This is a genomic window from Gluconobacter japonicus (assembly GCF_002723975.1).
Taxonomy (GTDB): domain Bacteria; phylum Pseudomonadota; class Alphaproteobacteria; order Acetobacterales; family Acetobacteraceae; genus Gluconobacter; species Gluconobacter japonicus.
The window spans coordinates 94236-121192 of sequence record NZ_BEWO01000004.1; the positions used below are offsets into that span (position 1 = coordinate 94236).

Here is a 26957-nt window from a genome sequence, read left to right on the forward strand (position 1 = left end):
CCGTGAACAAGGACCAACTGAGCCCCTGAATAGTCTGCGTCAAACCCCATGGACCGTCACGGGTTCATTGCAGATCGCCACAAAAAAAGCCGCCCTTAAAAAGGACGGCCTTTTGCATACGGGCATAATTGCCTTTTTCAGGCAGCAAGCCGAGCCTTCACCAGACCACTGGCCTTGGCCGGATCAAGATCAGCACCGAAGCGCTCTTTCAGAACCGCCATGACCTTGCCCATATCCTTCATGCCCGCGGCACCAACAGCCGTCACAGCCTCATCAATCGCAGCCTTCAGAGTATTCTCATCCAGTTCAGGCGGCAGATAGGACTGGATCGTGGCGATCTCGCCCTCTTCCTTTTCCGCAAGTTCAGGGCGGCCCCCCTGACGGTACATGTTGGCAGACTCCGTGCGAGACTTGATCATGGAGCGCAGGGCCGAAATCATGTCTGCTTCCGTCACCTCCCCACTCTTGGCACGAGCCGCAACTTCGAGGTCCTTGAGCTTGGCCGTGATACCACGGATCTGCGCCACCTTTTCAGACTGACCTGCCTTCATTGCAGCCTTGAGATCGTCCATGATCTGTGCGCGAAGTGACATGCGCCTTCTCCCATCTGTTCAGAGGCCCGAGAGCCTCAGGGTCTATTCATGGCCGCAAACTCGCACAAAAGCAGACGTCCAACAATGGAAGCCCTGCTAAGGGAAGTTTTTTCCCACCCTTTTTTGGTCCACCGAGAATCACATGGGAAAAAACTTCCCATCCGCTTCCTAATCGCTTATCAGACCTGAAAGTGAACACGGAGCCAGGAACGGGCGACCATGGACATCGACAGAATCATCGAAAAAGCCGGAGGCGCGGACGAGATCGCTGCTCTTGCCGGCGTCGGCCTCGAAGCCGTCCGCAAGTGGCGTCAGTCGCGAACCGTGCCGACCAAGCACTGGCCCGCCCTGCTACGCGTTCCCGGAATCGAACTCCAGGACCTGACTTCCGCTGAAACCCCGCAAGAAAGAGAGACGGACGTGTCCAATTCCTGCCCTGCCGGCGCCAATGCCGCCCTTGTCCTTGCAGATGGCACGGTCCTGTGGGGCCGAGGCTTCGGCGCCCACACCGATGGCGCCGTCGGTGAACTCTGCTTCTCCACCGGCATGACCGGCTATCAGGAAACCCTGACGGACCCGTCTTTCGCCGGGCAGATCGTGACCTTCACCTTCCCGCATATCGGCAATGTCGGCACGAACACGGACGACAATGAAGCGCCGAAGATGGCCGCTCTTGGCGCCGTCGTGAAGGAAGACGTCACCGCTCCGGCAAGCTGGCGTTCCATGGAATCCCTCGATGGCTGGCTGAAGCAGCATGGCCGCGCAGGTATCAGCGGAGTAGACACCCGCGCAGTAACCCGCTCCCTGCGTGACAATGGCCCGCAAACTGCCATCCTTGCCTTTCCAGCAAACGGCCGGATCGACACGGACAGCCTGCTGAACCGCGCCCGCCAGTGGCCTGGGCTCGAAGGCATGGATCTCGCCAAAGAGGTCACGCAGCCGAAGCGCGTCTGGACGGAAGGCGTGTGGGAAAGCACCCGCCCGGCCCGTACCGAGAACCGCCGCCGCGTGGTCGCCATGGACTACGGCGCCAAAGACAACATCCTGCGCTGCCTCGTGACCGCTGGTTGTGACGTCACGGTTCTGCCCGCGACCGCTACGGCTGAGGAAATTCTGGAACTGAAACCCGAAGGTGTGTTCCTGTCCAACGGCCCGGGCGACCCGGCAGCGACCGGCACCTATGCCGTCCCGGCCATCAAGAGCGTTCTGGACGCCAACGTGCCAGTTTTCGGCATCTGCCTTGGCCATCAGCTTCTCGCACAGGCTCTTGGTGGGAAGACCTACAAGCTGGATCGTGGCCATCGCGGCGCCAACCAGCCGGTCAAAGACATCGAAAGTGGCCGAGTGGAAATCACCAGCCAGAACCATGGCTTCGCCGTGGATGAGAAGTCCCTGCCTGCTGATGTGAAGGTGACGCATGTGAGCCTGTTTGACGGCTCCAACGAAGGCATTGCTTCCACCACAAAGGACGCCTTCTCCGTTCAGTACCATCCCGAGGCCAGCCCTGGCCCGTCTGACAGTTTCTATCTTTTCGAGCGTTTCGTCGCGGTCATGGACCGTCGCGCCAAAGCAGGAGCCTGAGCCATGCCAAAACGGACAGACATCAAGTCCATCCTGATCATCGGCGCAGGCCCGATCGTCATCGGACAGGCCTGCGAGTTCGATTACTCCGGCGCACAGGCCTGTAAGGCACTGCGTGAGGAAGGCTATCGCGTCATCCTCATCAACTCCAATCCAGCCACGATCATGACCGATCCGGGCCTGGCGGACGCAACCTATATCGAGCCGATCACGCCGGAATTCGTCGAGCGCATCATCCTCAAGGAAAAGCCCGACGCCGTCCTGCCAACCATGGGCGGCCAGACAGCCCTGAACGCCGCCATGGCGCTCGACAAGTCCGGCTTCCTCAAGAAGCACAATGTGGAACTGATCGGCGCAGACGCAGAGGTCATTGATCGCGCGGAAGACCGCCAGAAGTTCCGCGAGGCCATGGACGAGATCGGGATCGAAAGCCCGCGCAGCACCATTGCCCATACGCTGGAAGAAGCCCGCGCAGCGTTAGCCGATGTCGGCCTGCCCGCCATCATTCGTCCGTCCTTCACCATGGGCGGCGCTGGCGGCGGCATCGCGTATAACCGTGAAGAGTTTGACCAGATCGTCGCGGGCGGCCTCGATGCCTCCCCGACAACGGAAGTTCTGATTGAAGAGTCCGTTCTCGGCTGGAAAGAGTACGAGATGGAAGTGGTCCGCGACACCGCGGATAACTGCATCATCATCTGCTCCATCGAAAACATCGACCCGATGGGCGTGCATACCGGTGACTCCATCACCGTCGCCCCGGCCCTGACGCTGACCGACAAGGAATATCAACGCATGCGCGACGCCTCACTGGCGTGCCTGCGCAAAATCGGCGTCGAGACCGGTGGTTCCAACGTGCAGTTCGGTGTCAATCCGGCTGATGGCCGCATGGTCGTCATCGAAATGAACCCGCGCGTGTCCCGCTCTTCCGCGCTGGCGTCCAAGGCAACCGGCTTCCCGATCGCCAAGATCGCCGCCAAGCTGGCCGTTGGTTACACGCTGGACGAACTCAAGAACGACATCACCAAGACGACCCCGGCCTCCTTCGAGCCGACGATCGACTACGTTGTCGCCAAGATCCCCCGCTTCACGTTCGAAAAGTTCCCAGGCTCTCCGGCCCTGCTGTCGACGTCCATGAAGTCGGTCGGTGAAGCCATGTCCGTGGGCCGCTCCTTTGCCGAGGCGATCCAAAAGGGTTTCCGCTCCATGGAGACGGGCCTGACCGGTCTGGACCCGGTTGAAGCACCTGGCGACGGCTCCAAGGACGCCTATCTGGCCGCCCTCGCAGAGCCACGCCCCGAGCGTATCCTGATGGCCGCACAGGCGCTCCGTGCTGGCCTGACGGTTGAAGAGGTTCAGCAGGCCTGCAAGTTCGAACCATGGTTCCTGCGCCAGCTTGAAGACATCATCGCGTCCGAGCGTGACGTTGAGAAGAATGGCCTTCCGAAGGACGCTTACGGCTTCCGTCGCCTGAAGGCTCAGGGCTTCTCGGACCGTCAGCTTGGCCGCCTGTCAGGTCAAAACGAAGCAGACGTTCTGGCACAGCGCGAAGCTTTGAGCGTCGTACCGGTCTATCGCCGCATCGACACCTGCGCCGCCGAGTTCGCCTCCGACACGCCGTATCTGTACTCCACCTATGAAGGCGGGTTCGGTACGCCGGAATGCGAAAGCCAGCCGACGAACCGCGACAAGATCATCATTCTGGGCGGTGGCCCGAACCGGATCGGTCAGGGCATCGAGTTCGATTACTGCTGCGTTCATGCCGCTTACGCCCTGCGCGAAGCTGGCTTTGAAACAGTCATGGTCAACTGCAACCCGGAAACGGTTTCTACTGATTACGACACATCCGACCGTCTGTACTTCGAGCCACTTACGGCAGAAGACGTCATCGCCCTCATCCGCACGGAAGCGCGTGGCGGTAAGGTTCTGGGCTGCATCGTGCAGTATGGCGGCCAGACCCCGCTGAAGCTTTCCCGCGCACTGGAAGACGCAGGCATCCCACTCCTCGGCACCCCTGCCGATGCGATTGACCGCGCCGAAGACCGCGAGCGTTTCCAGACCATGCTGCGCAAGCTGGGCCTTCGCCAGCCACGCAACGGCATCGCCCGCACGCCCGCAGATGCTGAAAAGGTTGCAGAGGAAGTCGGTTATCCGGTTGTCGCCCGCCCATCCTATGTTCTGGGCGGACGCGCGATGGAAATCGTGTACGACAATGCTGGTCTGAAGCATTACCTCAACACGGTTCTCCGTGCCGCTGGCCCAGAAGTCTCGACCGGCCCGATCCTGCTCGACCATTACCTGAACGACGCGATCGAAGCCGACGTGGACTGCATCGCCGATGGCGAGACGGTCTATGTCGCCGGTGTCATGGAGCACATCGAAGAAGCCGGTATCCATTCCGGTGACTCCGCCTGCTCCCTGCCGCCCTACACGCTCTCCCCGGCACTGGTGACGGAACTCCGCGCGCAGACGGAAGCCATGGCCCGCGAACTTGGTATCCGTGGCCTGATGAACGTGCAGTACGCCATCAAGGATCAGGAAGTTTTCGTCCTTGAAGTGAACCCACGCGCTTCCCGGACCGTGCCGTTCGTCGCCAAAGCAACAGGCGTTCCGGTTGCAAAGATCGGCGCCCGCGTCATGGCTGGCGCACGCCTGTCCGAGTTCCGTCTGGATGGTGGCGCAGTGTCCCCGCATGTGGCCGTCAAGGAAGCTGTTTTCCCGTTCCATCGCTTTGCAAACGCTGACACGATCCTTGGTCCGGAAATGCGCTCCACGGGTGAAGTCATGGGACTGGATTCCAGCTTCGAACGCGCTTTTGCCAAGTCGCAGCTTGCTGCTGGCGTGAAGCTGCCACTGTCCGGAACGGTCTTCCTCTCCGTCCGTGACAGCGACAAGGGACATGTCCAGCCTCTAGCCCGCAAGCTTGTGGAAATGGGCTTCACCATCTTTGCCACCAGCGGTACGGCATCACGCCTTGAAGCGGCCAACATTCCCGTGAAGCGCGTCAACAAGGTGATGCAGGGCCGCCCGAACTGCGTGGATGCCATCCGCTCCGGCGACGTGCAGATGGTCATCAACACGTCTCAGGGCGGTCAGGCAGCGCGTGACAGCTACGACATCCGTCGCGGCGCCCTAACGATGGGCATCCCGCATTACACAACAATTGCCGGTGCCCGTGCAGCGACCTACGCCATTGCGGTTCTCAAGGACGGTGACCTGGGCGTTGCGCCACTCCAGTCCTACTTCAAAGGCGAGTTCTAACATCGCCTCATAACAAAAAAGCCCGTCAGAACAATCTGGCGGGCTTTTTTTGTTCTTACTCGCCCGAATACCGAAGAATATCGCCCGGCTGGCAGTCAAGCACGCGACACAGAGCCTCCAGAGTGGAAAACCTGATCGCCTTTGCCTTGCCAGTCTTGAGAATGGAAAGGTTGGCAAGCGTCAGACCCACCTTCTCCGACAACTCCGTCAAAGACATGCCCCGCTCTTTCAGAAGCTCATCCAGACTGATCCGGACAGGCATCAGATGACCTCATCTATTTCAGATTGAAGCCGGTTACCTAACTTAAATACAGTTCCTCTACTTGAGACAGACCATATTTTCCTATGTTGTTTTCCTGACATCAGGATCTTGAATCCTTACCCTTGGCGCTTTATTTTATTATCGTTAATCGATAAATAAAAACACCCTACCTTGCATAAAACCCCCTGAAATCCTATGTTGTCTGGCTATTCATTCAATTCCAGCCATGCTTTCTCAAGGATTTCAGAGTGCAGAAGATCCCAATGACCGCGCAGGGACTACAGCGTCTCGAAGACGAACTGCGAACTCTCAAGAGCGTCGATCGTCCCGCAGTCATTCGCGCCATTGCGGAAGCCCGCGAACACGGCGATCTTTCTGAAAACGCAGAGTACCACGCTGCCCGTGATCGCCAGTCCTTCATCGAAGGACGCGTGCTTGAGCTTGAAAGCATCGTCTCCTCCGCTGACGTGATCGATCCTTCCGCGTTCACAGGCACCAAGGTTCGTTTCGGTGCGCATATCGAAGTCGTGGATGAAGAGACAGACAAGGAAAACGCCTACCAGATCGTCGGCGTCCATGAAGCCGACATCAAGCAGGGCCTGATCTCCATCTCGTCCCCGCTCGCCAAGGCCCTGATCGGCAAGGATGTGGGCGATACCATCTCCGTTCCCGCCCCCGGCGGCGATCGCACCTACGAGATCCTGAAAGTCACATACCGCTAATGTCTGACGTCCTGACGTCCACCGCCCCTGTCGTTACCATCCAGGACATCGAGAGCGCCCATGAGCGCATCGCGTCCACAGTGGTACGCACGCCGACGATTACCTGCCCTGCCCTGTCCCGTCTGACAGGTGCGGAAATTACGCTCAAGCTCGAAAACCTTCAGGCCATTGGCTCCTTCAAGGAGCGGGGTGCCGCCAACAAAATGGCGCTCCTGACGGCTGAAGAACGGGCATGCGGCGTGATTACCGTCTCGGCAGGCAATCACGCGCAGGGTGTGGCCCGTCAGGCCAGTCTTCTTGGCATTGATGCGACAATCGTCATGCCGCGCTTTACCCCGGCATCCAAAATTGCGGCAACGCAGGCCTGGGGAGCGAATGTCGTTCTGGCTGGCGACGATTTTGCACAGGCCTGCATCACAGCAGAAGAACTGCAGAAGACAGAAGGACGCGTTCTCGTCCATCCGTTCAATGATCCTGCCGTCATTGCAGGACAGGGCACGGCGGCTCTGGAACTGCTTCAGGACGCCCCCCAGATTGACACGGTCGTTGTGCCGGTTGGTGGCGGCGGTCTGATTGGTGGCTTTGCAACCGTGATGGCGGCCTTACGGCCGGACGTCGAAGTCATTGGCGTACAGGTCGAGGCCTATGCATCCCTGGCTGCCTTCCCTCAAGAGGGAGGCCCGACGCTCGGCGGCTCCACGATCGCGGAAGGCATTGCCGTTACCACGATGGGCGAACACTGCCTGAACGCATTCCGCCACCGGATTTCCAGAATTCTGGTAGTCAATGAGCTTCAGGTTGAAAGCGCCATCACCACGCTCGCCGAGAAAGCCAAACAGGTCTGCGAAGGAGCCGGGGCCACGGGACTGGCTGCCGTTATCGCCAATCCGGAACTGTTCAAGGGTCGCAAAGTCGCCCTTCCCCTGTCTGGCGGCAACATCAACGCCCGTATTCTGGCAAACACAATCCTGCGCTCGCTCCTGCGGGACGGACGTATCCTACGCCTGATTTTCCAGATCCCTGACCGGCCAGGCATGCTGGCCGATATTTCCGCCCGGATTGGCAATTACGGTGGAAACATTATCGAAGTGTCCCATCACCGTCTCTTTGCCTCTCCCTCCGTCCAAACGGCAGAGCTGGTCGTGATGATTGAAGCCCGCGATACGGAACATGCCAAACAGATCGAGACCGACCTGTCCCGGCATTACATCGTACGCAGGGACTGAAAACCCATAGGGTCTTTCACACTCATAGCTGCCACGGGCCTCATGCTCGCTGGCAGCGTCAACCTTCCGAAAACTCGGATCTTCAGCAGATACCCGGCGCAGGAACGGCAAAAATATTGCCGTCCCCAATCACATAGAACACATTGATTTCACGATTTAGAGCGACAGATCAAACGCCCTCTACAATAACAACATTGTAGGACGCGGCTTTCCAGCGGTGCTTTGCAGCAGCCTGATACTCCGGGCTATCGTACCAGGCGCGGGCAGAAGTGATATCCGGAAATTCGATAATGACCACACCGTCCGGCTCAATACCTTCAAGCTTTTCCTGCTTTCCGTAAGCAGCCAGAATTTTGGCGGGATGGCCCTTGAAGGTCTCCCCAACCGTATCTGAGTACGCTTGAAATTCAGCGGGATCTGTCAGTTTGTCGCGAATGAAAATAGCGTAGGCGGTCATGGATGAAACTCCCGAGAAAAGGATGATGATCCATAACCGGCCACAAAACGGCATAACATTCAGCACACAAGCGCGTGTGCCGAATATTTACGTCTATCAGCGCGTCCCGAACAGACGGTCGCCAGCATCTCCCAGACCGGGGACAATATAGCCGTGCTCATCAAGCTTCTGATCCACACAACACGTCACGACCTGCACATCCGGATGCAGCTCCGTCATGTGAGCAATCCCTTCCGGAGCTGCTAGCAGACAGGCGAAAACAGGTGCGATTGCTCCCGCTTCTTTAACACGCGTGACAGCAGCAGCCGCAGAGTGCCCGGTGGCCAGCATCGGGTCCAGAACAATGCAGGTCCGGCCCGGAACATCGCTCGGCATGTTGAAGTAGTATTCACTGACTTCCAGCGTCTCATGGTCCCGGCGAAGACCAATATGACCGACACGCGCAGACGGCACGAGATCCAGCATTCCGTCCAGAAGGCCGTTACCCGCACGCAGAATGGAGACGAAGCAGAGCTTCTTGCCGTCCAGTTCCTCACCTTCCATGAACCCGCTGGGTGCTTCGATCTGACGCGGCACAAGAGACAGGTTACGCGTGGCTTCATAAGCCAGAAGCAGACTGAGCTCACGGGTCAGGCGACGGAAACCCGCTGTGGATGTATTCTTATCGCGCAGACGGGTCAGCTTGTGGCGCACCAGCGGATGGTCGAGAACGATAGGCGGCAGCGCCTGACTCATACTTTTTCTCCTGCGGCCGGGCGAAAATCGAGCGCCAGACCGTTCATGCAATACCGTAATCCCGTGGGTGGTGGCCCATCAGGAAAGACATGCCCCAGATGCCCCTGGCAGTTCGCACAGTGTACTTCCGTGCGAACCATTCCATGGCTCCCATCCCGCGTCGTTTCAACAGCGCCTTCAAGAGGCTGGAAAAACGATGGCCAGCCACTCCCGCTTTCGTACTTCGTCGCGGACGAAAACAGCTCACGGCCACACCCGGCACAGGCGTAAATTCCAGAACGTTTTTCATCGTTCAGCGGGCTGGAACCGGGATATTCAGTGCCATGCTCCAGCAGAATACGGCGCTGCTCCGGCGTCAGGCCAACACCACATCCGCCACCAGTGGCGCCCTTAACGGAACCGCAGCCTTGGGTCATGGTCAGTCTCCAGAAAATCTGAGGTTTTCAGTTTCCGATATATGGAAGCCACATCCCCTTTTGTCACGCATATCTGAAGCTGCGACCGAAACTTCTTCTGCCGAGAGCCGTTTGAAGTCCGTAACTCTTTTTCAGGAGGAGATCATCATGAGCTCCATCGAAGACAAAATCAAAGGTGCTACCAACAAGGTCGTCGGCAAGATCAAGGAAGAAGTTGGTCGTGTCACGAATGACGAAGAGCTTGAAGGTGAAGGCGTCGTCCAGAACCTCAAGGGTCAGGCCCAGACAGCCAAAGGCGACGTCAAGGACGCCGTCAAAAAGGGTGTCGACAAGATCTGACGCTCACGTCACGGTCATGAGACATGCAACGCCCGCCTCTCCGGCGGGCGTTCGCATTTGTGGGGAAAGGTGACATAATGGCTCTCTTTTCTTTCCTCCTTCCGCAAGACAGGAAACAGCCATGTCCTCCACCGCTTCATCCCCCCGCCGCCCTGTCATGCTCGTCATTCTGGACGGGTTCGGCTGGCGTGAGGAAAATTCCGATAACGCGGTGAGACTGGCCAACACACCAACTTTCGATACCCTCTGGGCTAACTCCCCTCATGCCTTTCTCAAAACCTGTGGCGAAGACGTCGGCCTGCCTGATGGCCAGATGGGCAACTCGGAAGTCGGCCATCTGAATATCGGCGCTGGACGCGTTGTCATGCAGGAACTCCCGCGCATTTCTCGAAGCGCACGGGACGGCTCCCTCGCTGAAAATACGGCTCTGAAAGAGTTCATCCACGCTCTGAAAGTCTCCGGCGGCACCTGCCATCTCATGGGCCTGATCTCCCCCGGTGGTGTTCATGCCCATCAGGACCATGTCCTTGCGCTCGCCAAAATCGTCAGCGCGGCTGGTGTTCCTGTGGCCCTGCACATTTTCAGTGACGGCCGCGACACCGCCCCCCAGTCCGGTCAGGACTACATCTCCGCCCTGCTGGCCGACCTCCCCAAAAGTGTGCAGGTCGCCACAATCAGCGGACGCTATTACGCCATGGACCGTGACCGTCGCTGGGAACGCGTCAAACTGGCTGTCGATGCCATTCGGGATGGCAATGGCCCGCATGCGAACGATGCTCTTTCCGTCCTCAAAGCCAGCTATGCTGAAGACAAGGGAGACGAGTTCGTCGTCCCGACAGTGCTCGGCAGTTACGCAGGCATGAAAGACGGAGATGGTATTCTGTCCTGCAATTTCCGCGCAGACCGTATCCGCCAGCTTCTGGATGTTCTGGTCGTGCCGGATTTTGACGGTTACGACAGTGGCAGTCTCATCAATTTCGCCGCCGTCAGTGGCATGACGCGCTACTCTGACCATCTTGCCCCATACATGACGGTCCTCTTTCCGAAGATCCCCCTCGACGATCTTCTGGGAGACGTTGTGTCCAAAGCCGGCAAGGCACAGCTTCGCATGGCCGAGACAGAAAAATTCCCGCACGTCACCTACTTCCTGAACGGTGGTCGAGAGGTCCAGCTTCCGGGTGAAGAGCGTATCCTCGTCCCGTCTCCAAAAGTCGCCACCTATGATCTGCAACCGGAAATGTCGGCTCCTGAACTGACAGATCGTGCTGTGGAAGCCATCGACTCAGGCCGGTTCGACATGATCATCCTGAACTTCGCCAACCCGGACATGGTCGGCCATACCGGCTCCCTTCCGGCGGCCATCAAGGCCTGCGAAACGGTTGACCAGGGCCTTGGCCGTATCAATGACGCCATTACCCGCGCCGGGGGAACACTGATTGTCACTGCAGATCACGGCAACTGCGAAACCATGCGCGACCCCGAAACCGGCGGTGCTCACACGGCCCATACCCTCAACGTCGTTCCGGTCATTCTGGCTCACGCCACAGGCAAGACCATCCATGACGGACGCCTTGCCGATCTGGCTCCGACCCTTCTTGCGCTCCTCGGCCTGCCTCAGCCCGCAGCCATGACAGGCGTTTCCCTGCTTGAAAACGTCTGATCCAGCCAGACTGCTGCCATTGGCTCTGGCGATCTCGCCATGGCTGATGGCGGCCTCTCCGGCAGATCACGCCCATCACCGGGCCGCCGCGCATACTCACCATTCATCTGCGGCCAGCGCTGGACAACAAGCGCTTGCGCGAGCGCAGGCCGCCCGAAAAGCGCTCGAAGCCCAGCAGGCGCAGGAAGCAGCCACTTTACGCGCGCGACAGCAAGCGGCCACTCAGGCGCAACAAAAAGCGCTTCAGGACAATGCCCGCAAAGTCGCGTTTGCCGCACAGACACGCACAGCACAAACAGCCGTTCAGACAACACGCTCCCGTATCGACACTCTGAACGCGGAAATTGATGATCTGAAACAGAAACAGGCTAGTATCAGGCAGGATATTGCCCACGAAAACGAGGCCTTGCAGCCTCTTTTGCCCGTTGCAGCCCGCCTGTCCATTGCGCCTGATGCCGCGCTTCTCGCCTCCCCCTCCGCCGCAACAGACAGCGTAACAGCCCTGTCCATTCTTGGCGGTTTCTCACGCTTGACCCAGCAGCGGGCCGCGCATCTTCAGGCAAAACAGAACGAACTCCAAACAGTCGAAGACGCGCTTGATAGCCGCCAGAAAGAACTGGATGGTCTCCTGAAATCCCAGACACGCCAGCGCGATGTCGCAGCGGCCAGAACAAAGGTCGCGGCCCGTCAGGAAACGCTTTCGGATCAGGCTGCAAAACGCGCCAGATCCGCTGTCGCCGAAGCCATGAAAGCGTCTGCTGATCTTTCAGCTGAAATCGAAACCATCGCCCGGCAGGAAGCACAGGCCAAAGCCGAACTTGAGGCAGAGGCCCGTGCGCTGGCAAAGCAGCACCAGATGGAGCAGGCCCGCAAGGCACGCGCGCAGGCGAAAGCACTGTCGGCTGGCAATGGCGTCTCTTCCGGCAGCGGGCATGCCCCGGTTTCGGGACATGTCGCAGTCCGTTGGGGACAGGACACAGAGGCTGGTCCCGCTACGGGCATCACTTACGCAGCAGCCTCATCCGCCGCCGTACAGGCCCCCTGCAGCGGACGAATCGTCTTTTCCGGTCCTTTCCGGTCCTTCGGGCAGATGCTGATCCTGGATTGCGGGCAGAATTATCGCTTTGTTCTTTCTGGCCTCGGCTCTCTGGGGGTTTCAAGCGGTCAAAGCGTCAGGAAAGCCGCCACACTCGGGCAAATGCCCGCCTCTGACGGGCTGCTGTTCGTCCAGTTACGCCATGGCGCACAGATCGTCAGCCCTGCTCCGTTTCTCTGACCCTGTTTTCTGACAGGGCAGGACACTGTAAGATCACGTCTTAACATTTCGGCAACCCGTTTCGCGCTAGTCCTGCACAGCAAGAGACGCCGGAAGCACGCCCGTTCCCGAGGATGGAGATCACATGAAGTTCCGTACTGGCCTGTTGCTGGGCACCGCCTTTCTGGCCGGACTGGCTGTCGGACCGGGCGCACTGCGTCTCGTCGGGTCCGCTGGCACTTTCCCTACCGCCGCCCTCGCCCGCGACGTCTCTCATGACAACAGCGCCGAAACCGTTCGTCTCCTGACTCTTCTGGGTACGGTCATGGACGTCGTGAAGGCCGAATACGTTCATCCGGTTTCGGACAAAGACCTCATCAACAACGCGCTTGATGGCATGGTTGGCGAACTGGACCCGCATTCGTCTTACATGACCGCCGCCCAGTTCAAGGACATGCAGACCGAGATTTCCGGCAAATTCGGCGGCCTTGGCCTTCAGGTTCAGGCAGAATCCGGCCATGTCCGCGTGGTATCACCGATCGACGGCACACCTGCTGCCCGCGCGGGTATCCAGACGGGTGATTTCATCACCATGGTCGACCACAAAAGCATTGATGGTCTGACGCTCGATCAGGCCGTCCGCAAAATGCGTGGTGATCCAGGAACCTCCATCAGCCTGACCGTCGTACGCCCAAAGACGGGTAAGACCCTGACTTTCGACATGAAGCGCGAAATCGTTCACGTTCAGATCGTCCGGTCCGCCCTGTACGGCAGCACAGCCTATATTCGTCTGACCGAATTCGATGATGACCTCGAAGGTGCAATGCATACGGCTTTCGACAAGCTCAAAGCAGAAGCCGCCAAAAGTCCTGCCCACAAGCTGACGGGCGTTATTCTGGATCTACGGTCGAACCCTGGTGGCAAGCTCGATCAGGCCATCGCCGTCTCCGATGATTTCATCAAGGAAGGCGAGATTGTCTCCATCCGTGGACGTCACCCGGAAAACAACCAGCGCTGGGATGCCAAGGGAACGGACATCACCAACGGGTTGCCGATCGTTGTCCTGACAAATGGCGGTTCTGCCTCAGCCAGCGAAATCGTTGCCGGTGCCCTGAAGGATCATCGCCGTGCGGTCATTCTTGGCGAAAAGACGTTCGGCAAGGGGTCTGTCCAGACGCTGATCCCGATCGGCGATCAAGGCGCTGTCCGCCTGACAACAGCCCGTTACTATACGCCATCCGGCCGTTCCATTCAGGGGCTGGGCATTACGCCTGATATTACGGTTGCAGAAACCAAGGATGACGATGGCTACGGTTATCGTGAAGCTGATCTGTCCCATATTCTGACGAATGTGGGCGGAAATCGCACCACCGAGACGCCCCGCACAGACCTGCCGGCAATTTCCAAATCCATTCCGAAGGCTCCCCCTGCGGATTGGCCGAAGTTCGATCTCACAAAACCCGCAACGGACTTCCAGCTTCAGCAGGCAATCAAGGTCGTGAATGCCATGGCAGGCATTCCGAACCCGGCTCCTGCGGTTGAACAGGCCACCGAAGTCAAGGCGTCTCCAACTGACAAGAAGTCCGCACCGGCTAACACTCCGGCGCACTAAACTCATAAAACCAGAAGGACAGTCCAGATCGTGCAGAACCGTCCCGCTTCACCCCGTTCCCCCGGGCTCTGGAGCCGTCTTCCCGTTATCGGACGCCTTCTGGTCGCGTTCTGGGGTCTTGTTCTTGTAGGTGGCACGACAGCAGCTCTGATGCTCCGGCATCAGAGCCAGCCTTCCACTCCGGTACGCACGACAAACAACCAACCTGCCGCCCCCGGTGCTCATCAACCGGATGCGGTGGCCGATAATTATTCAGTACGGCCGCCCGTGATACCAGTCGAGAAGGCGCAAAATACATCCACACCTAAACCTGTTCCTGTTCCTGTCCCAGCTCCGGTTCCATCGACGCCAGCGATCAAATCTCCGCAGATGCCGCCGCCGATTGCACAAGCACCCACTTTCGATCTGAATTCAATCACAGCATCCGGGAAGACGGCCCTTGCCATCGTGCTTCAGGGCTTTGGCTATTCAGATGCCATGACCTACGATGTGCTTTCACGCATTCCCGCCCCGGTTGCCGTTGGCGTATCGCCTTATATTGGCAATCTGCCGGATGTTCTGGCGCGTGCCCACGCAGCCCATCGGGAAATCTTTGTCACGCTGCCGATGCAGAGCGCTCATCCAGAAAACGTTGATGAAGGCCCGCACGCACTGGGCAATGGCAATTCCGAAGCCGATGATCGCCGTGAGCTGGACTGGTGCCTGTCCCGCGCAGAAGGTGCAACTGGTCTGACGGATGCTTCGGAAGCCGGAGACAGCCAACCCGGTGGCGGATATGCCACCACGCCTGGTTTCCATCCGATTGAAGACATCATCGCCAGTCATGATCTGCTTTACCTCAGCGGATCACCTCAGGAAGACCGTCATATCCGGGGCATGACTGCGACGGCATGGATCAACGGTGACACCGATGCCGCAACGCTTGATGCACAGCTTGCCGCCCGGCTTCCAGACGGTACAAAACCCACACATATCCTGTTGATGGTTGGTCCGTTGACGCCAGTAGCGATCGATCGTCTTGCAACTTGGCTCAGTGGCCCCGTTGCAAACCGCTTTGTTCTCGTTCCGCCTTCCGCACTGGCAGACAATGGTACAACAAGTGAACAGGCCTCGGCACAGCCCAAAGACATTCAGACGGCTCCCCTATGACCGATTTTTCCAATCTTCCTTACCGTCCCAATGTTGGGGTCGCCCTTTTTAACCGGGACGGAAAGCTGTTTGTCGCCCGGCGCGCAGATCTGCCGGGAGAGATCTGGCAATGCCCACAAGGTGGCATAGACGAAGGAGAAGACCCTCGGACTGCCGCCTTGCGTGAACTCGCAGAAGAAACAGGCTGCACACGGGCAACAGTCCTGGCAGAACGCCCCGAGTGGCTGGCTTATGATCTACCAACAGAATTGATCGGCCGGGCACTGGGAGGGAAATACCGCGGACAGACACAGAAATGGTTTGTTCTCGGTTTTGAGGGAACAGACAGCGACATCCGGCTGGATCTGCATCTTCCTGCAGAGTTTGATCTCTGGGAATGGATAGAGCCGGAAGACCTGCTTCAACGCAATCTGGGCTTCAAACAGGAGCTTTACGAAAAACTCCTGCCAGAACTAAAAACCCTCTATCAGGCTGCTTCCAGCGACTGGCTGCGCACCAACCGGGCATAAAGGCCGTCTTTTTTCAGAAGATCGGCATGCGACCCTGCCTCAACAGCCCGTCCTTCGTCCATCACGACAATCACATCTGCGGACTGAACCGTCGAAAGGCGATGCGCCACAATCACCGTGGTGCGCCCGGTCCGCAGAGTTGCGAGAGCCCCCTGCACCCGAGACTCGCTTTCTGAATCCAACGCACTTGTCGCTTCATCAAGAAGCAGAACGCGGGGATCACGCAGAAGAGCACGCGCAAGCGCTACACGCTGCCTCTGCCCCCCCGAAAGACGGCGCCCCCCTGGACCAACGCGCGTTTCCAGACCATGCGGAAGATTGTCCGTAAAATCGACAGCCGCCATCCGGCAGGCCGCTTCTACGTCCTCACGGCTCGCATCTGGCCGACCAATCCAGATATTTTCGATCAATGAAAGATCAAACAGTGTGGTGTCCTGACTGACATACGCAATCGCATCACGCAAAGACGCCACCTGCACATCCCGAATATCCACCCCCTCAAGCAGAATACGCCCACCCGACACATCATGCAGACGCGGTATCAGGGACAGTGCCGTTGATTTTCCTGCTCCGCTCGGCCCAACGAGAGCCACAGTCTGGCCTGGTTGTACATCAAGCGTCAGACCAGCCAGCCCCACCCGACCATCTTCGTACTGATAGGATGCCTGCTCAAAAACAAGATGCCCCTTGCCGCCCGGCAAAGACACGGCATCCGTGCGGTCAATAACCGCAGGCGGCTCATCAATGACGGCAAAAACACGCGCCAGTCCAGCAAGACCTTCCTGCATTGCCGTGTTGAGTGACCCAAGCGCACGGATAGGCCGGGCGGCAGTCAGGAGAGCGGTGATAAACGCCGTGAAGTCTCCAAGTGTTGCCCCGCCCATGGCCGCACGCCAGCCCGCAAACCCCAAAACGACAGCCACAGCCGTTCCGCCCAGAACTTCCAGAACAGGATCAACACGCGCGCGCCCTTTTGCAATGCGTAGAAACGCGGTGTGCAGCAGATCCAGCGACTGGTCGACACGACTGCTCTCGCGGTCCTCCATGCGGTAAATCCGCACCTGACGTGCCAGCGCAAAACTTTCATTCAGAAGTGCAGACGTCTCACCAATCTGCTCCTGCATTCCGCCGGACGCCCGACGCACTTTTTTGCCCAGCTTTTGGATCGGAACAGCAGCGACGGGGTACAACACCAACGCAATAAGGCTCAGTTCCCAGTCAGCCCAGATCATGGCGGCCACAAGGCCTACGACCGTCACGGCATCACCCAGCGCATTCACAACACGCACCATGGCTTCACGGATGGAAACGGCATCCGTTGTAAAGCGCGCAGCCCACTGGGCAGGGGCTTCGCGCTCAATGCGGGAAACATCAGTCTGAAGGGAATGTCTGAACATGCGGGACTGCAACCCACGGATCACCGTCAGAACAAGCCCCTGAACGGCAATCGTCTGCCCATACTGGGAAGCTGCTTTCAGTGTGGTCACAATCACGACCAGCGCTGGAACCTGATACAAAATCCGAGGGTCCTGCGCAGCGAACATGTCCACGGCACGCTTGATGACGACCGGGTACAGCGCGGTCAGACTAGCCATCAAAACAGTCAGTACAATGACCGTCACGATCTGACGAACGTGATGACGCATTTCGTCCCGCCAGATCCTGCGGATCAGAATCTGGCTATCTGTATCAAGGGCTGTCTTTCTGCTCATGCGTGGGGGTTTAGCAGGCCTCTTGAAAACTGCGAAACAAGACGGCTTTAGTCTGATTTTTCCCGTAGTTCGGAGGCTCCCGCCAGATGCATAAGACAGGCCTTCCTGTCAGGCCGACAGCCCTGTTCCAGCCACCAGGATTGCCCGGCCTTCAGCCAGGCTCCCATGATAGGCCCCGGCAGTAATCCGGCGTCTTTTGCATCCTGCCCAGTCAATGGAAAAACCGGCTGGGGCATGTGCTGCAAACGCGTCCTCAGACGATCCCATCCTTTGTCCGGCACACCGAGAACAGAAGCCTGCGTCAACCAGCTTCTATCCAGAAGAATGGGAAGAGACTGCCGAAACCGGACCCGGCGGAGATCATCCTCCAGCATGGCCGGATCAAGAACAGGCGTATTTTCACCATACTGCCGAAGGCGGTCACGATCCGCATTCGACAGTCTCAGTCGTTCCCCCAGATCACTCCAGTCTACATGACAGAGCGCGAACAACCGTAGAAGTGCTTCTTCAGGAGCCTGACACACCAGAAGCCTGTGCAACGCCTGAATATCCGAAGCGGGGACAAGATGCGCCAGAAGTCCCACGTCTTTCATAACGGAAAGCGTTTCGACAACCCGTGGTCCGGTCAGAATTCTCAGCAGTTCAGAAGCAATCCGTTCGGCCGACAACGCATCAATCAGATCCAGCCGTTCCGAAATCGCCTGACAGGCCTCTGCATCAGGCTCCCCATGGCCATATCGGGCATCAAACCGAAAAAACCTGAGCGCTCTCAACGCATCTTCTTCGATCCGTCGTCCTGCTTCTCCGACAAACCGAACACGATGATCGGCAAGATCCTTTAAACCACCGAAATAGTCATGAAGAACGTCATGCCGGTCCAGTGACATGGCGTTGATAGTAAAATCCCGACGCGCCGCATCCTCAGCCCAATCTCCCGTCCAGGAAACAACAGCGTGTCTGCCATCTGTTTCCTCATCACGGCGCAGGGTTGTGATTTCGTAAGGTTCCCCTCGAATCACAGCCGTCACTGTGCCATGCGCCAGCCCGGTGGGGATGGTTTTTATTCCACCGGATTTGAGGATGCTCAGGACATCTGCGGGAGCGTCAGGGGTTGCCATATCAAGGTCATGAACCGGCATACCACGCAGAAGATCCCGCACGGACCCACCAACCAGCCGTGCCTCTGGCAACAAACGCCACACCTCATCCAGACCGCGTCGATCCTTCACGCGGGCCAGAAGTCCCGAAGCCTCTTTCATGGCTGACGTGAAAGCGGGAAAAAACAGTCCTGACTCCAGACCCCCAGACAGGGTTTGCCTTCCGCATGCCCCGGTACGGCCAGCGCCGCGAGTTCGAAATGAACAGAGCGACTGATTCGCGCAAGGATCGGAAAATCGCCCTCACCGTCTCTCAGATGCACATAGGGAATAGAACCGCAGTCATCAGCGGGCCGATCCCAGTCACAGGAGATCGGATGGTCCGGCCCGACGCAGACAAGTTCATCCATATTCGTTCGGAAACAGAGCGTCTGACGCCGCCCACAGCTTCCTTTGAAGTCCATTTCCACAGCAATGTAGGGCACATCCTCCACCTGTATAACACCGCTTTCCATCGGTGTTTTCAGCCAGTATGTGCCCTCCGCATCCCGGGTCAGCATGGACGAAAACATGCAAAGCATCGCTTTCCGCGTTACCGGAGAACCGCGATAGAGCCATGTCCCATCCCGACGGATCAGAAAGGGTAATTGGCGCACACCCTTGCCTTGACCTGCGTCAGAAGTGGTTTCGGATGCCCCTGTCGCGGGGAAAACGTCTGATCGGGAGGCATCCCGACAATCATGCGCGCTCAATTTTCCCTCCGGTTAAAATGAAAACTTCTCTTCTCACACCAAGTTGGGTGCAATCGAGCCTTGATGAAACCCCCACACCTGTCAGACTGGTGATATGAGCGAGCAGCATTATTCTACCGGCGCCTCCGCCGGAACCCTCCAGGGCGAAGCGGATGTGGCCGAGGCCGACCGTCTGGCCCCCGTTCTCCGCGATGTCCATCAGGCTATTGGCGGAATTGTGCTGGGACAGGACCGTGTGATCGAGCAGGTTCTCGTCACGATCCTTTCTGGCGGTCACGCGCTTCTGATGGGTGCACCCGGTCTCGGCAAGACACTTCTCGTCAATACAGCGTCCCGCGTGCTGGGCCTTGATGCGACCCGCATCCAGTTCACGCCTGACCTCATGCCGTCCGACATTACAGGTGCGGAGATTCTGGATCAGGACGTCAACGGACAGCGGGCCTTCCGATTCCTGCCCGGCCCGATCTTTGGACAACTTGTTCTGGCCGACGAAATCAACCGTGCCAGCCCGCGCACCCAGTCCGCGCTTCTACAGGCCATGGCCGAACACCGCGTGACGCAGGGTGGCAAGGATTATGTCCTGCCTTCACCCTTCCACGTTCTCGCGACGCAGAACCCGATTGAGCAGGAAGGCACCTACCCGCTGCCCGAGGCTCAACTCGACCGTTTCATGCTTCGTATTCCGCTGGATTTCCCGAACCGGAATGCAGAGCGCCAGATGCTTCTGCAAACCACGGGCGCCACAACAGCCCACGCCCCTACTCTGATGAACGCAACAACCCTTCTGGCTGCCCAGAAGCTGGTTCGTCGTCTGCCCGTGGGAGACAAGATCGTCGATGCCATTCTGGCCCTGACACGGTCCCTGCGCCCTGAAGATGCTTCTGCGTCCGCTGATGTGCGGGATGCCGTTTCTTTCGGACCAGGCCCACGTGCCGCACAGGCCCTCATGATCGCCACCCGCGCCCGCGCCCTTCTGAACGGTCGTTTGGCACCAAGCCTTGATGACGTCGTGGCATTGGCCGAGGCGGTCCTGTCTCACCGTATCGGGCTTGGCTTCGGTGCAAGAGCTTCTGGCGTGACGGTTGAAGCCCTGATCCGCAAACAGGCCCAGACGATCCTCTGAACCCCGTGAAAAGTCCCACCGAAGCGCTCCGCGGTCTGTTCTCCCGCAAGAACAGCCGCTCCTCAGAGTCCATGACCGCCCCGGCAGAGCGTCTAGCCCTGCCGGCCCTTCTGCTGCATGCTGAAAAGATTGCCGCCAGCCTTCAGGTTGGCACGCATGGGCGCAGACGGGCTGGCAGCGGCGAAGACTTCTGGCAGTTCAGGCCCTACAATGCCGGAGAACCCGCAACGGCCATCGACTGGCGGCAATCCGCCCGGTCCCCGATTGACAACACCTTTTGGGTGCGGGAACGGGAGCGGGAAAACGCACAGTCCCTGCTGATCTGGTGCGACCCGTCTCCGTCCATGGACTGGCGTTCTGCGGGCACGTTGCCTACCAAACGCGAACGCGCCCAACTCTGCACGCTGGCTCTTGCTGGTGCCGCCCTCAGGGGGGGGGAAAAGGCCGGGCTTTTGACGGGGCCGGAAGCGGGACGCACATTCGCTGGCCGTCAGGTGCTTGGACGTCTTGGTGAAGCCCTTCTCCATTCCTCGCCAGATGAACCAGAGCTCCCCCCTCTGGACGGTATCCAGCCGCAAACAGATCTCGTCCTCATCAGTGATTTTCTGTGGGAAGAAGATCGGATTGATGCCGTTCTCAAGCACTGCGCCAACCGACCGGTCTGGACGCATCTGCTGTGTATTCTTGATCCCGGTGAGCGCTCCCTCGACCAGAAGGGACGTATCCGGTTTTCCGGGCTTGAAGGTGGCGTTCTGACCCTTCCCGCAGTTGAGAGCCTCGGGCCAGCTTACGAACAGGCCATGTCCGCGCATCTCACCGCCCTTCAAAGCAGCGCAGGCCGTCTTCACGCGGATTGCATCATGCATGACACCTCACAGGCCCCGCTCCCGGCGCTTCTAGCCCTACATCTTGCCATGGGAGGCGGCCGATGATCTTCCTGTCCCCGCTTCTGCTCCTGGGTCTGCTGGCGCTCCCCGCTCTGTGGTGGCTCGTCCGCGCTACGCCGCCAGCCCCGCAGGAAAAAACCTTTCCCTCCCTACTGCTGCTCAAGCGACTGACAGCCCGGCGTGAAGATGCAGCGCGCTCACCGTTGTGGCTGCTCATTCTGCGGATTGCGGCAGTCGCTCTCGTTATTTTTGGCCTCTCCCGACCAGTCTTTATTCCACACACGAGTGACACAACGAACGGCCCCCTCCTGATCGTTCTCGATGATGGTTGGGCATCCATCCCGCACTGGAATGAACGTGTGGCAGCAGCCTTGTCTTTAGGTCAAACCGCTCTTCGCAATGGCAACCCCGTCACGGTCGTTCATGCTGCCCGATCTTCAGATGGCGCCATGCCTGAACCGTTCACGACACAGGATGGACACGCCCTGTCCGAACATCTGGAGCATCTGCACGCACACTCCTGGCCCGTGGATCGCGCTGGACTTGCAGACCTGCTCCAGAGGGTTGACCTGTCTGACAAGCATGTCGTCGTTCTGTCTGATGGGCTTGCATCCCCCGATGATGCAGTCCTTCAGGCAGCATTAGGCAAGTCGCGCTCCGTACAGGATATGCGCTGGAACGCGTGCGACATCCTGCGTCTGTCGGCAGGCCCTAATTCCGACGGGGCTCTTCACGCCAAAGCTGAAGGCCTGAACTGCCCTTCCCGCGCTGTCACGATTCGCGCGGTTGCCGCCAATGGAGGCACGCTTGCTACCTTCCCCGCACAGGTTGGCGAGGACAAAACCCTCGTACTCCCGGCTCTGCTACGAAATCAGCTCGATCATTTCACGCTCGAAGGTATGAACGGACCAGCTACAACCGTTCTGCTCGGCGACGCCGGTCACCGCCGCCCGGTCGGCCTGCTACAGACACCGGGCGATACCACTCCTCTTATCGGTTCGGCATTCTTCCTGAACCACGCCCTCGATACAGTGTCGGAGCGTCATAACGGCGACGCGAATGCATTGCTCGGTTCGTCCCTTTCCGTTCTGGTCGCAACGGATGGGGCGCTGTCTGGCGACCAGACCCGCAAGCGTGTTCTGGAGTGGGTGCGCCACGGTGGGATGCTGATCCGCTTCGCAGGTCCCGGCCTTGCCGCAGAGCCGTCCTCCCAGCAGGACACATCTTCTGCCGATCCGCTCCTTCCCGTCCCGCTGATGAACGGCATGCGCCAGCTTGGCGGCCCCATGTCCTGGGGGAAACCACAGGCACTGGAGCCCTTTCCGGCCTCTTCGCCTTTTGCTGATCTGAATATTCCTACTGATGTCACAGTCTCCCGTCAGGTTTTGGCAAAGCCTGAAACCGGCCTTCAGGAGCATGTCTGGGCCGCGCTGGCAGACGGAACACCCCTTGTTACCGCCCGTACGGAAGGAAACGGGGAAATCATCCTGTTCCACGTCACACCCTCTCCCGATTGGTCCAACCTGCCCATTTCCGGGCTGTTCCCACAAATGCTGGAACACCTGATTGAACGCTCAGCCGGTGTGGCCGGAAGCGGACCAACCGATCTTGCTCCATGGCGTATGCTCGACAGCGATGGAGGCCTCGTCATGCCTCCCGAAGCCGCACGCTCCATTCGGGCCACTGATCTTTCAAAGACAAACGTTAGCGTAACGCATCCTGCAGGTCTTTACGGCCCAGCGCATGGAACTCGCGCGCTCAATGTTTCCGATCACGCCCCCCCCCTAAAGGAAGAACCTCTGCTTGGAGCCCGCATTACTCCGGACGGCGCGCACCCGGATCGCCCGATCGGACCGTGGCTGCTCTCCGCCGGACTTCTGGTATTGATGGTGGATTTTGTTCTGTCACTCCGACGTCGTGGACTGCTTGGCCCAGTAACCGCATTGCTTGTTCTGATCGCTATGCCACAGGCGCAGGCACAGACAGGCAGCCACACGCCTCCTGCCCTTCCGGCGTCTGCGCCGCAAGCAGCCCTCGAAACCCGTCTCGCCTATGTTCTGACTGGACATGACGATGTGGATGAAGCCTCAAAAGAAGGCCTTCAGGGCCTGTCCGATTATACCAGTGCGCGGAGTTCAGCGACTCTCGGCCATCCGGATGGCGTGACACCCGGCAAAGATGATCTTGCGTTCTATCCAATGCTCTACTGGCCCATTACCGCAGATGCCCAGCCCGATGCTGCTAGGACCAAAGCCCTGAATGCCTTCATGGATCACGGCGGTATCCTGCTGATCGATCAACAGGGCGCAGGCACGGATATGGATGCCGGATCCGGCGGCGCAGTCCGGGCAGCTCTGAAGCGCGTCACGGATGGGCTAGTCATTCCTCCCCTCGCCAAATTGACGGACAAACACGTTCTGGGACACACCTTCTATCTTTTGCACAGCGGTTTTCCCGGCCGGATCAACGGTCAGCCCGTTTATGTCGCCCGCAACGGAGACGAGGCGAATGATGACGTCAGCCCGGTCATCATCGGCAATGGAGACTGGGCACATGCCTGGGCCGTCGATGCATCCGGCAACCATCCTTATGCAGTCCTGCCCGGCGGAGACGACCAGCGCACACAGGCCTATCGCTTCGGGGTAAACATGGTGCTCTACGCCCTGACTGGAAACTACAAAAGCGATCAGGCTCACTACCCTGAAATGCTGCGCCGACTGGGACAGGACAATCCAGATGGGCAGACAAACACAGGCAGCACGGATGAAGACGAGGAGGACGCACCATGACGTTCGATCTCGTTCCTCTTCTGCCGCTCTGGCTGCTCATCACGATTGCAGCCGTCATTACCATAGGCGCAGTGTACGGTTTCATCCGTGGCGCACGTGGGATGATCTGGCGCGCTCTTGCCGTTCTTTTGCTTCTGGGCTGGATGGCGGGACCGCGCTCGCTCCATCCGGTTTTCAAGCCTGTTCCTCAGGATGCGCTCCTGATCGTGGATCGCTCTCCCTCCATGCAGGTTGGCCAAAGAACAGCGCTTGCCGATCAGACTGCCAGCCAGATCATGCAGGATGCCGCTCATCTCCCCGGCCTGACTCTACACCGGATCGACGTTCCCGGAGGCAACGGGAACGGCACACGCCTGTTCGACGCAATGGATCATGCTGACCTGCCGCAGGGTCGCTTTGCCGGTGCAATTGTTGTCACGGACGGGATGGACCATGACGTGCCCGCGCATCTACCTGCGCGATTCCACGGCCCAAATGGGCAGACGCTGCCGATGCATCTCCTTGTGGCGGCCAAGAGAGAAGAAACAGACCGCAGACTACGTATTCTCAGCACGCCGCCCTATGCCATCGTCGGGCAGAACGCGATCATTCGCCTTCAGGTTGATGATCTCGGATCGCCCGCCGTGAAAGAAGCAACGCTGACTGTACGCGCAGGCGATGCCGCCCCTGCGACACGCACGATCCAGACCGGCCAGCCGCAGGACATCACTGTCCCGGTTCAACACCCCGGCGAAACGCTGGTTGGCCTGTCCGTTTCCGCCCTTCCTGGTGAAGCCTCACAACTCAACAACTCTGATGTCATCCGGATCCGCGGCGTGCGGGACAGGCTCCGCGTCCTGCTGGTTTCGGGAGTGCCCAACCAAAGCGAACGCGTCTGGCGCCGCCTTCTGAAAGCTGACCCGTCTGTTGATCTGGTCCACTTCACCATTCTGCGTTCTCCCAACACGGATGACGGCACACCGCTTTCCGATCTCGCGCTGATTCCATTCCCTATTCGGGAACTGTTCCAGGAAAAGATCCGCAGCTTTGATCTCATCATTCTGGATGGGTTCCGAAACAGCAATATCCTGCCCGAAGAGTATCTCACCAACATTGCGGACTATGTGCGCAAGGGAGGCGGCCTGCTTGTTACGGCCGGTCCGGAATTCGTGCAGGACGGGTCTTTGCAGGACACGACACTGGCGCAGGTTTTTCCCGCTCATGTCCCAACGGACGGGATCGTCACCCAGCCTTTCCGCCCCGGCCTTACAGATCTCGGTAAGGCGCATCCTGTCACCGCAGGTCTTGGAAACAGCAGCGACTGGGGGCCTTGGTATCGGTCTGCCAAAGTTGATCAGTCTCACGGGCAGAATCTGATGAGCGGGCCTGACGGCTCTCCTCTTCTTCTACTCGATCGTGTGGAACAGGGCCGCGTGGCCATGCTTCTGTCTGATCAGCTTTGGCTCTGGTCTCGTGGCGAAGGCGGTGGCGGCCCGCAGGCCGAACTGCTCCGTCGCCTGTCCCACTGGCTGATGAAAGAGCCAGACCTTGAAGAAAACCGCCTGACGGCGCGCATCGAAAATGGACAGCTTCTTGTCGAGCGCCATGCTCTTGGCCAGACGACCATCACACCGCAGGCCATGGTGACACTCCCGGATGGCCGGACCCAACCCCTCTCCATGACGGGCGGAAAAGGACTGTGGACTGGCACGCTCCCCGTCAATGGAAACGGAATCTGGACTATCCGGCAGGATGGCCTTGTCGCTTTCGCAAGCCCCGTGTCTCAGGATGCTTTGGAACGGCAGGATCTCCGCGCAACGGCGACCGTCATGGGAGCAACCGCCAACACCTCGGGCGGCAGCCAGAACTGGGCAGGGCTTTCAATCCCGCATCTTCGACAGGTTCAGGCCGGGCAGGATTTGTCTGGATCCGGCTGGATTGGCCTTCCTGTGAGCAAGGCCGCTGTCGCCGGAGAAACGCGGACCCAGGACCTGATCCCTGGATGGCTCGCTCTTGTTCTCGCTCTTGGATGTCTTGGGCTCGGCTGGTGGCGGGAAGGACGCTGATGTTGCGACGTGTGACAAGTTGGGGACGACGATTCTGGAGACTCGCACAGGACTTCAGATCGCAGTATATTGACCCTATGCGACTGCCTCTGACCCTTCCCCGCCTTTTGCTGATTGCCGCCCTGGCAGCCACACCGACAATTTTTGTGCCTTGGCACTCTGCCCATGCGCAGGACGCCGATGACGCAGAGGCTGAACAGGAAGCCGAGGAATCCGCCAAAAAGGCTGAGGCCCGCAAAGCTGCCAAGCGGGCAGCGCCTCCATCAGCATTGCCCGGTGCTGAAGCCTCCGACGATGATGCCGGCCATGCCCGTACGGATACGAACCCGACAACGGCCCTGTTTGATGCCGTCAATCGCGGTTCACTGAACGCGGCCAAGGAAGCCCTGAATCGCGGTGCGGACATGAACGCGCACAACATTCTCGATCAGACGCCCCTCGACATGGCCATCGATCTAAATCGCAACGACATCATGTTCCTGCTGCTCTCCATGCGCACTTACAATCCTGATGGCCGTCTGGAAACAAGCGTTCAGGATAGTGGCGTTCAGATGAAAGGCGGAAGCGGCCATCTGACAATCGGCGGCAGCGCTGCCACCTCAAGCCGCAAGAAAGTTGCTCCACGTTTCGATGAAAAGGGCGCTAGCACTGATCCGGCTTCCGGTTTTCTGGGCTTCGCCGGTCGCTAATCCCTTCATTTTCAGAGACACAAAAAAAGCCGAAAGGAATTTTCTCCTTTCGGCTTTTTTTATTCATCGGCCTATGCGTCATCAGTTCC

Annotated in this window: 23 protein-coding genes; 15 read left to right on the forward strand and 8 right to left on the reverse strand. The window is 58.9% G+C overall.

The annotated features are described in order from the left end of the window. Positions 1-137: 137 nt before the first annotated feature. Entirely contained in the window at positions 138-593 is a 456-nt protein-coding gene (locus GJA01_RS03965; protein ID WP_010502036.1) for a GatB/YqeY domain-containing protein, read from the reverse strand. Between the two features lie 219 nt (positions 594-812). On the opposite strand from GJA01_RS03965, the gene carA reads away from it, so the two are divergent. Together carA and carB are read left to right on the forward strand one after the other, a co-directional pair. Beyond that, positions 813-2174 carry a glutamine-hydrolyzing carbamoyl-phosphate synthase small subunit gene (gene carA / locus GJA01_RS03970; protein WP_061932436.1) on the forward strand — a complete coding sequence of 454 codons (1362 nt, stop codon included), beginning with the start codon at positions 813-815 and terminating at the stop codon, positions 2172-2174. Positions 2175-2177: 3 nt separating this feature from the next. After that, positions 2178-5432: a carbamoyl-phosphate synthase large subunit gene (gene carB, locus GJA01_RS03975; RefSeq protein WP_062504614.1), complete on the forward strand. Its 3255-nt coding sequence runs from the start codon at positions 2178-2180 to the stop codon at positions 5430-5432. A 55-nt stretch (positions 5433-5487) separates the two neighbouring features. On the opposite strand, the gene GJA01_RS03980 is transcribed toward carB, so the two are convergent. Further along, complete coding sequence (locus tag GJA01_RS03980) at positions 5488-5694, reverse strand: helix-turn-helix domain-containing protein (protein WP_062504611.1); 207 nt, start codon at positions 5692-5694, stop codon at positions 5488-5490. 248 nt (positions 5695-5942) lie between these two features. On the opposite strand from GJA01_RS03980, the gene greA reads away from it, so the two are divergent. Continuing rightward, positions 5943-6416 (forward strand): transcription elongation factor GreA, encoded by a 474-nt coding sequence (greA, locus tag GJA01_RS03985; RefSeq protein WP_062504609.1) that lies wholly within the window; start codon positions 5943-5945, stop codon positions 6414-6416. Next, positions 6416-7642: a threonine ammonia-lyase gene (locus tag GJA01_RS03990; RefSeq protein WP_062504607.1), complete on the forward strand. Its 1227-nt coding sequence runs from the start codon at positions 6416-6418 to the stop codon at positions 7640-7642. The genes greA and GJA01_RS03990 overlap by 1 nt, the downstream gene beginning before the upstream one ends. Positions 7643-7811: 169 nt before the next feature. Here GJA01_RS03990 and GJA01_RS03995 read toward each other — a convergent pair whose 3' ends face one another. The 3 genes from GJA01_RS03995 to msrB all read right to left on the reverse strand — a co-directional run bounded on the left by GJA01_RS03995 (position 7812) and on the right by msrB (position 9250). Beyond that, the gene (locus tag GJA01_RS03995) at positions 7812-8099 is read right to left on the reverse strand and encodes a DUF1330 domain-containing protein (protein WP_061932429.1); all 288 of its coding nucleotides are present in this window, start codon (positions 8097-8099) and stop codon (positions 7812-7814) included. Between the two features lie 96 nt (positions 8100-8195). Then, on the reverse strand, positions 8196-8834 hold the full coding sequence (gene upp / locus GJA01_RS04000) for a uracil phosphoribosyltransferase (protein WP_010502049.1): 639 nt from the start codon (positions 8832-8834) through the stop codon (positions 8196-8198). Next, the gene (gene msrB / locus GJA01_RS04005; protein ID WP_082785293.1) at positions 8831-9250 is read right to left on the reverse strand and encodes a peptide-methionine (R)-S-oxide reductase MsrB; all 420 of its coding nucleotides are present in this window, start codon (positions 9248-9250) and stop codon (positions 8831-8833) included. Before msrB ends, upp begins: the two co-directional genes overlap by 4 nt. Positions 9251-9397: 147 nt before the next feature. On the opposite strand from msrB, the gene GJA01_RS04010 reads away from it, so the two are divergent. The 6 genes from GJA01_RS04010 (at position 9398) to GJA01_RS04035 (ending at position 15774) form a co-directional block, all read left to right on the forward strand. Beyond that, positions 9398-9589, forward strand: a complete 192-nt coding sequence (locus GJA01_RS04010) for a CsbD family protein (RefSeq protein WP_026017457.1) — start codon at positions 9398-9400, stop codon at positions 9587-9589. Between the two features lie 121 nt (positions 9590-9710). Then, positions 9711-11249 (forward strand): 2,3-bisphosphoglycerate-independent phosphoglycerate mutase, encoded by a 1539-nt coding sequence (gene gpmI, locus GJA01_RS04015; RefSeq protein WP_062504605.1) that lies wholly within the window; start codon positions 9711-9713, stop codon positions 11247-11249. Continuing rightward, the gene (locus GJA01_RS04020; protein WP_061932423.1) at positions 11236-12525 is read left to right on the forward strand and encodes a murein hydrolase activator EnvC family protein; all 1290 of its coding nucleotides are present in this window, start codon (positions 11236-11238) and stop codon (positions 12523-12525) included. Before gpmI ends, GJA01_RS04020 begins: the two co-directional genes overlap by 14 nt. Before the next feature lie 124 nt (positions 12526-12649). Next, on the forward strand, positions 12650-14116 hold the full coding sequence (locus GJA01_RS04025) for a S41 family peptidase (protein ID WP_062504603.1): 1467 nt from the start codon (positions 12650-12652) through the stop codon (positions 14114-14116). Positions 14117-14146: 30 nt separating this feature from the next. After that, a complete protein-coding gene (locus tag GJA01_RS04030; protein WP_062504601.1) occupies positions 14147-15265 on the forward strand; it encodes a divergent polysaccharide deacetylase family protein in 1119 nt (372 codons plus the stop codon). Next, positions 15262-15774 carry an RNA pyrophosphohydrolase gene (locus GJA01_RS04035; RefSeq protein WP_062504599.1) on the forward strand — a complete coding sequence of 171 codons (513 nt, stop codon included), beginning with the start codon at positions 15262-15264 and terminating at the stop codon, positions 15772-15774. The genes GJA01_RS04030 and GJA01_RS04035 overlap by 4 nt, the downstream gene beginning before the upstream one ends. On the opposite strand, the gene GJA01_RS04040 is transcribed toward GJA01_RS04035, so the two are convergent. The 3 genes from GJA01_RS04040 to GJA01_RS04050 are packed head-to-tail and all read right to left on the reverse strand — an operon-like array spanning position 15732 to position 19335. Further along, positions 15732-17486 carry an ABC transporter ATP-binding protein gene (locus GJA01_RS04040; protein ID WP_062504597.1) on the reverse strand — a complete coding sequence of 585 codons (1755 nt, stop codon included), beginning with the start codon at positions 17484-17486 and terminating at the stop codon, positions 15732-15734. The genes GJA01_RS04035 and GJA01_RS04040 overlap by 43 nt on opposite strands. 47 nt (positions 17487-17533) lie before the next feature. After that, positions 17534-18745: a CCA tRNA nucleotidyltransferase gene (locus GJA01_RS04045; protein ID WP_062504595.1), complete on the reverse strand. Its 1212-nt coding sequence runs from the start codon at positions 18743-18745 to the stop codon at positions 17534-17536. Continuing rightward, positions 18742-19335 (reverse strand): DUF1285 domain-containing protein, encoded by a 594-nt coding sequence (locus GJA01_RS04050; RefSeq protein ID WP_062504593.1) that lies wholly within the window; start codon positions 19333-19335, stop codon positions 18742-18744. The genes GJA01_RS04045 and GJA01_RS04050 overlap by 4 nt, the downstream gene beginning before the upstream one ends. Positions 19336-19429: 94 nt before the next feature. Between GJA01_RS04050 and GJA01_RS04055 the strand changes: the two genes are divergently transcribed. The 5 genes from GJA01_RS04055 to GJA01_RS04075 all read left to right on the forward strand — a co-directional run bounded on the left by GJA01_RS04055 (position 19430) and on the right by GJA01_RS04075 (position 26868). Continuing rightward, positions 19430-20458: an AAA family ATPase gene (locus GJA01_RS04055; protein ID WP_062504591.1), complete on the forward strand. Its 1029-nt coding sequence runs from the start codon at positions 19430-19432 to the stop codon at positions 20456-20458. 5 nt (positions 20459-20463) lie between these two features. Further along, a complete protein-coding gene (locus GJA01_RS04060) occupies positions 20464-21390 on the forward strand; it encodes a DUF58 domain-containing protein (protein ID WP_062504588.1) in 927 nt (308 codons plus the stop codon). Beyond that, positions 21387-24134 carry a DUF4159 domain-containing protein gene (locus GJA01_RS04065; protein ID WP_062504586.1) on the forward strand — a complete coding sequence of 916 codons (2748 nt, stop codon included), beginning with the start codon at positions 21387-21389 and terminating at the stop codon, positions 24132-24134. The genes GJA01_RS04060 and GJA01_RS04065 overlap by 4 nt, the downstream gene beginning before the upstream one ends. Beyond that, entirely contained in the window at positions 24131-26179 is a 2049-nt protein-coding gene (locus GJA01_RS04070; RefSeq protein WP_099282273.1) for a glutamine amidotransferase, read from the forward strand. Before GJA01_RS04065 ends, GJA01_RS04070 begins: the two co-directional genes overlap by 4 nt. A gap of 77 nt (positions 26180-26256) precedes the next feature. After that, on the forward strand, positions 26257-26868 hold the full coding sequence (locus tag GJA01_RS04075) for an ankyrin repeat domain-containing protein (RefSeq protein WP_062503699.1): 612 nt from the start codon (positions 26257-26259) through the stop codon (positions 26866-26868). The last annotated feature ends 89 nt before the right edge of the window (positions 26869-26957 follow it).

Bases quoted from the DNA above. Each gene is read 5' to 3' on its own strand.
- GJA01_RS03965 (WP_010502036.1), bottom strand. From the start codon at position 593: ATGTCACTTCGCGCACAGATCATGGACGATCTCAAGGCTGCAATGAAG.
- carA (WP_061932436.1), top strand. From the start codon at position 813: ATGGACATCGACAGAATCATCGAAAAAGCCGGAGGCGCGGACGAGATC.
- carB (WP_062504614.1), top strand. From the start codon at position 2,178: ATGCCAAAACGGACAGACATCAAGTCCATCCTGATCATCGGCGCAGGC.
- GJA01_RS03980 (WP_062504611.1), bottom strand. From the start codon at position 5,694: ATGCCTGTCCGGATCAGTCTGGATGAGCTTCTGAAAGAGCGGGGCATG.
- GJA01_RS03990 (WP_062504607.1), top strand. From the start codon at position 6,416: ATGTCTGACGTCCTGACGTCCACCGCCCCTGTCGTTACCATCCAGGAC.
- GJA01_RS03995 (WP_061932429.1), bottom strand. From the start codon at position 8,099: ATGACCGCCTACGCTATTTTCATTCGCGACAAACTGACAGATCCCGCT.
- upp (WP_010502049.1), bottom strand. From the start codon at position 8,834: ATGAGTCAGGCGCTGCCGCCTATCGTTCTCGACCATCCGCTGGTGCGC.
- msrB (WP_082785293.1), bottom strand. From the start codon at position 9,250: ATGACCCAAGGCTGCGGTTCCGTTAAGGGCGCCACTGGTGGCGGATGT.
- GJA01_RS04010 (WP_026017457.1), top strand. From the start codon at position 9,398: ATGAGCTCCATCGAAGACAAAATCAAAGGTGCTACCAACAAGGTCGTC.
- gpmI (WP_062504605.1), top strand. From the start codon at position 9,711: ATGTCCTCCACCGCTTCATCCCCCCGCCGCCCTGTCATGCTCGTCATT.
- GJA01_RS04025 (WP_062504603.1), top strand. From the start codon at position 12,650: ATGAAGTTCCGTACTGGCCTGTTGCTGGGCACCGCCTTTCTGGCCGGA.
- GJA01_RS04035 (WP_062504599.1), top strand. From the start codon at position 15,262: ATGACCGATTTTTCCAATCTTCCTTACCGTCCCAATGTTGGGGTCGCC.
- GJA01_RS04040 (WP_062504597.1), bottom strand. From the start codon at position 17,486: ATGAGCAGAAAGACAGCCCTTGATACAGATAGCCAGATTCTGATCCGC.
- GJA01_RS04045 (WP_062504595.1), bottom strand. From the start codon at position 18,745: ATGAAAGAGGCTTCGGGACTTCTGGCCCGCGTGAAGGATCGACGCGGT.
- GJA01_RS04055 (WP_062504591.1), top strand. From the start codon at position 19,430: ATGAGCGAGCAGCATTATTCTACCGGCGCCTCCGCCGGAACCCTCCAG.
- GJA01_RS04065 (WP_062504586.1), top strand. From the start codon at position 21,387: ATGATCTTCCTGTCCCCGCTTCTGCTCCTGGGTCTGCTGGCGCTCCCC.
- GJA01_RS04070 (WP_099282273.1), top strand. From the start codon at position 24,131: ATGACGTTCGATCTCGTTCCTCTTCTGCCGCTCTGGCTGCTCATCACG.
- GJA01_RS04075 (WP_062503699.1), top strand. From the start codon at position 26,257: ATGCGACTGCCTCTGACCCTTCCCCGCCTTTTGCTGATTGCCGCCCTG.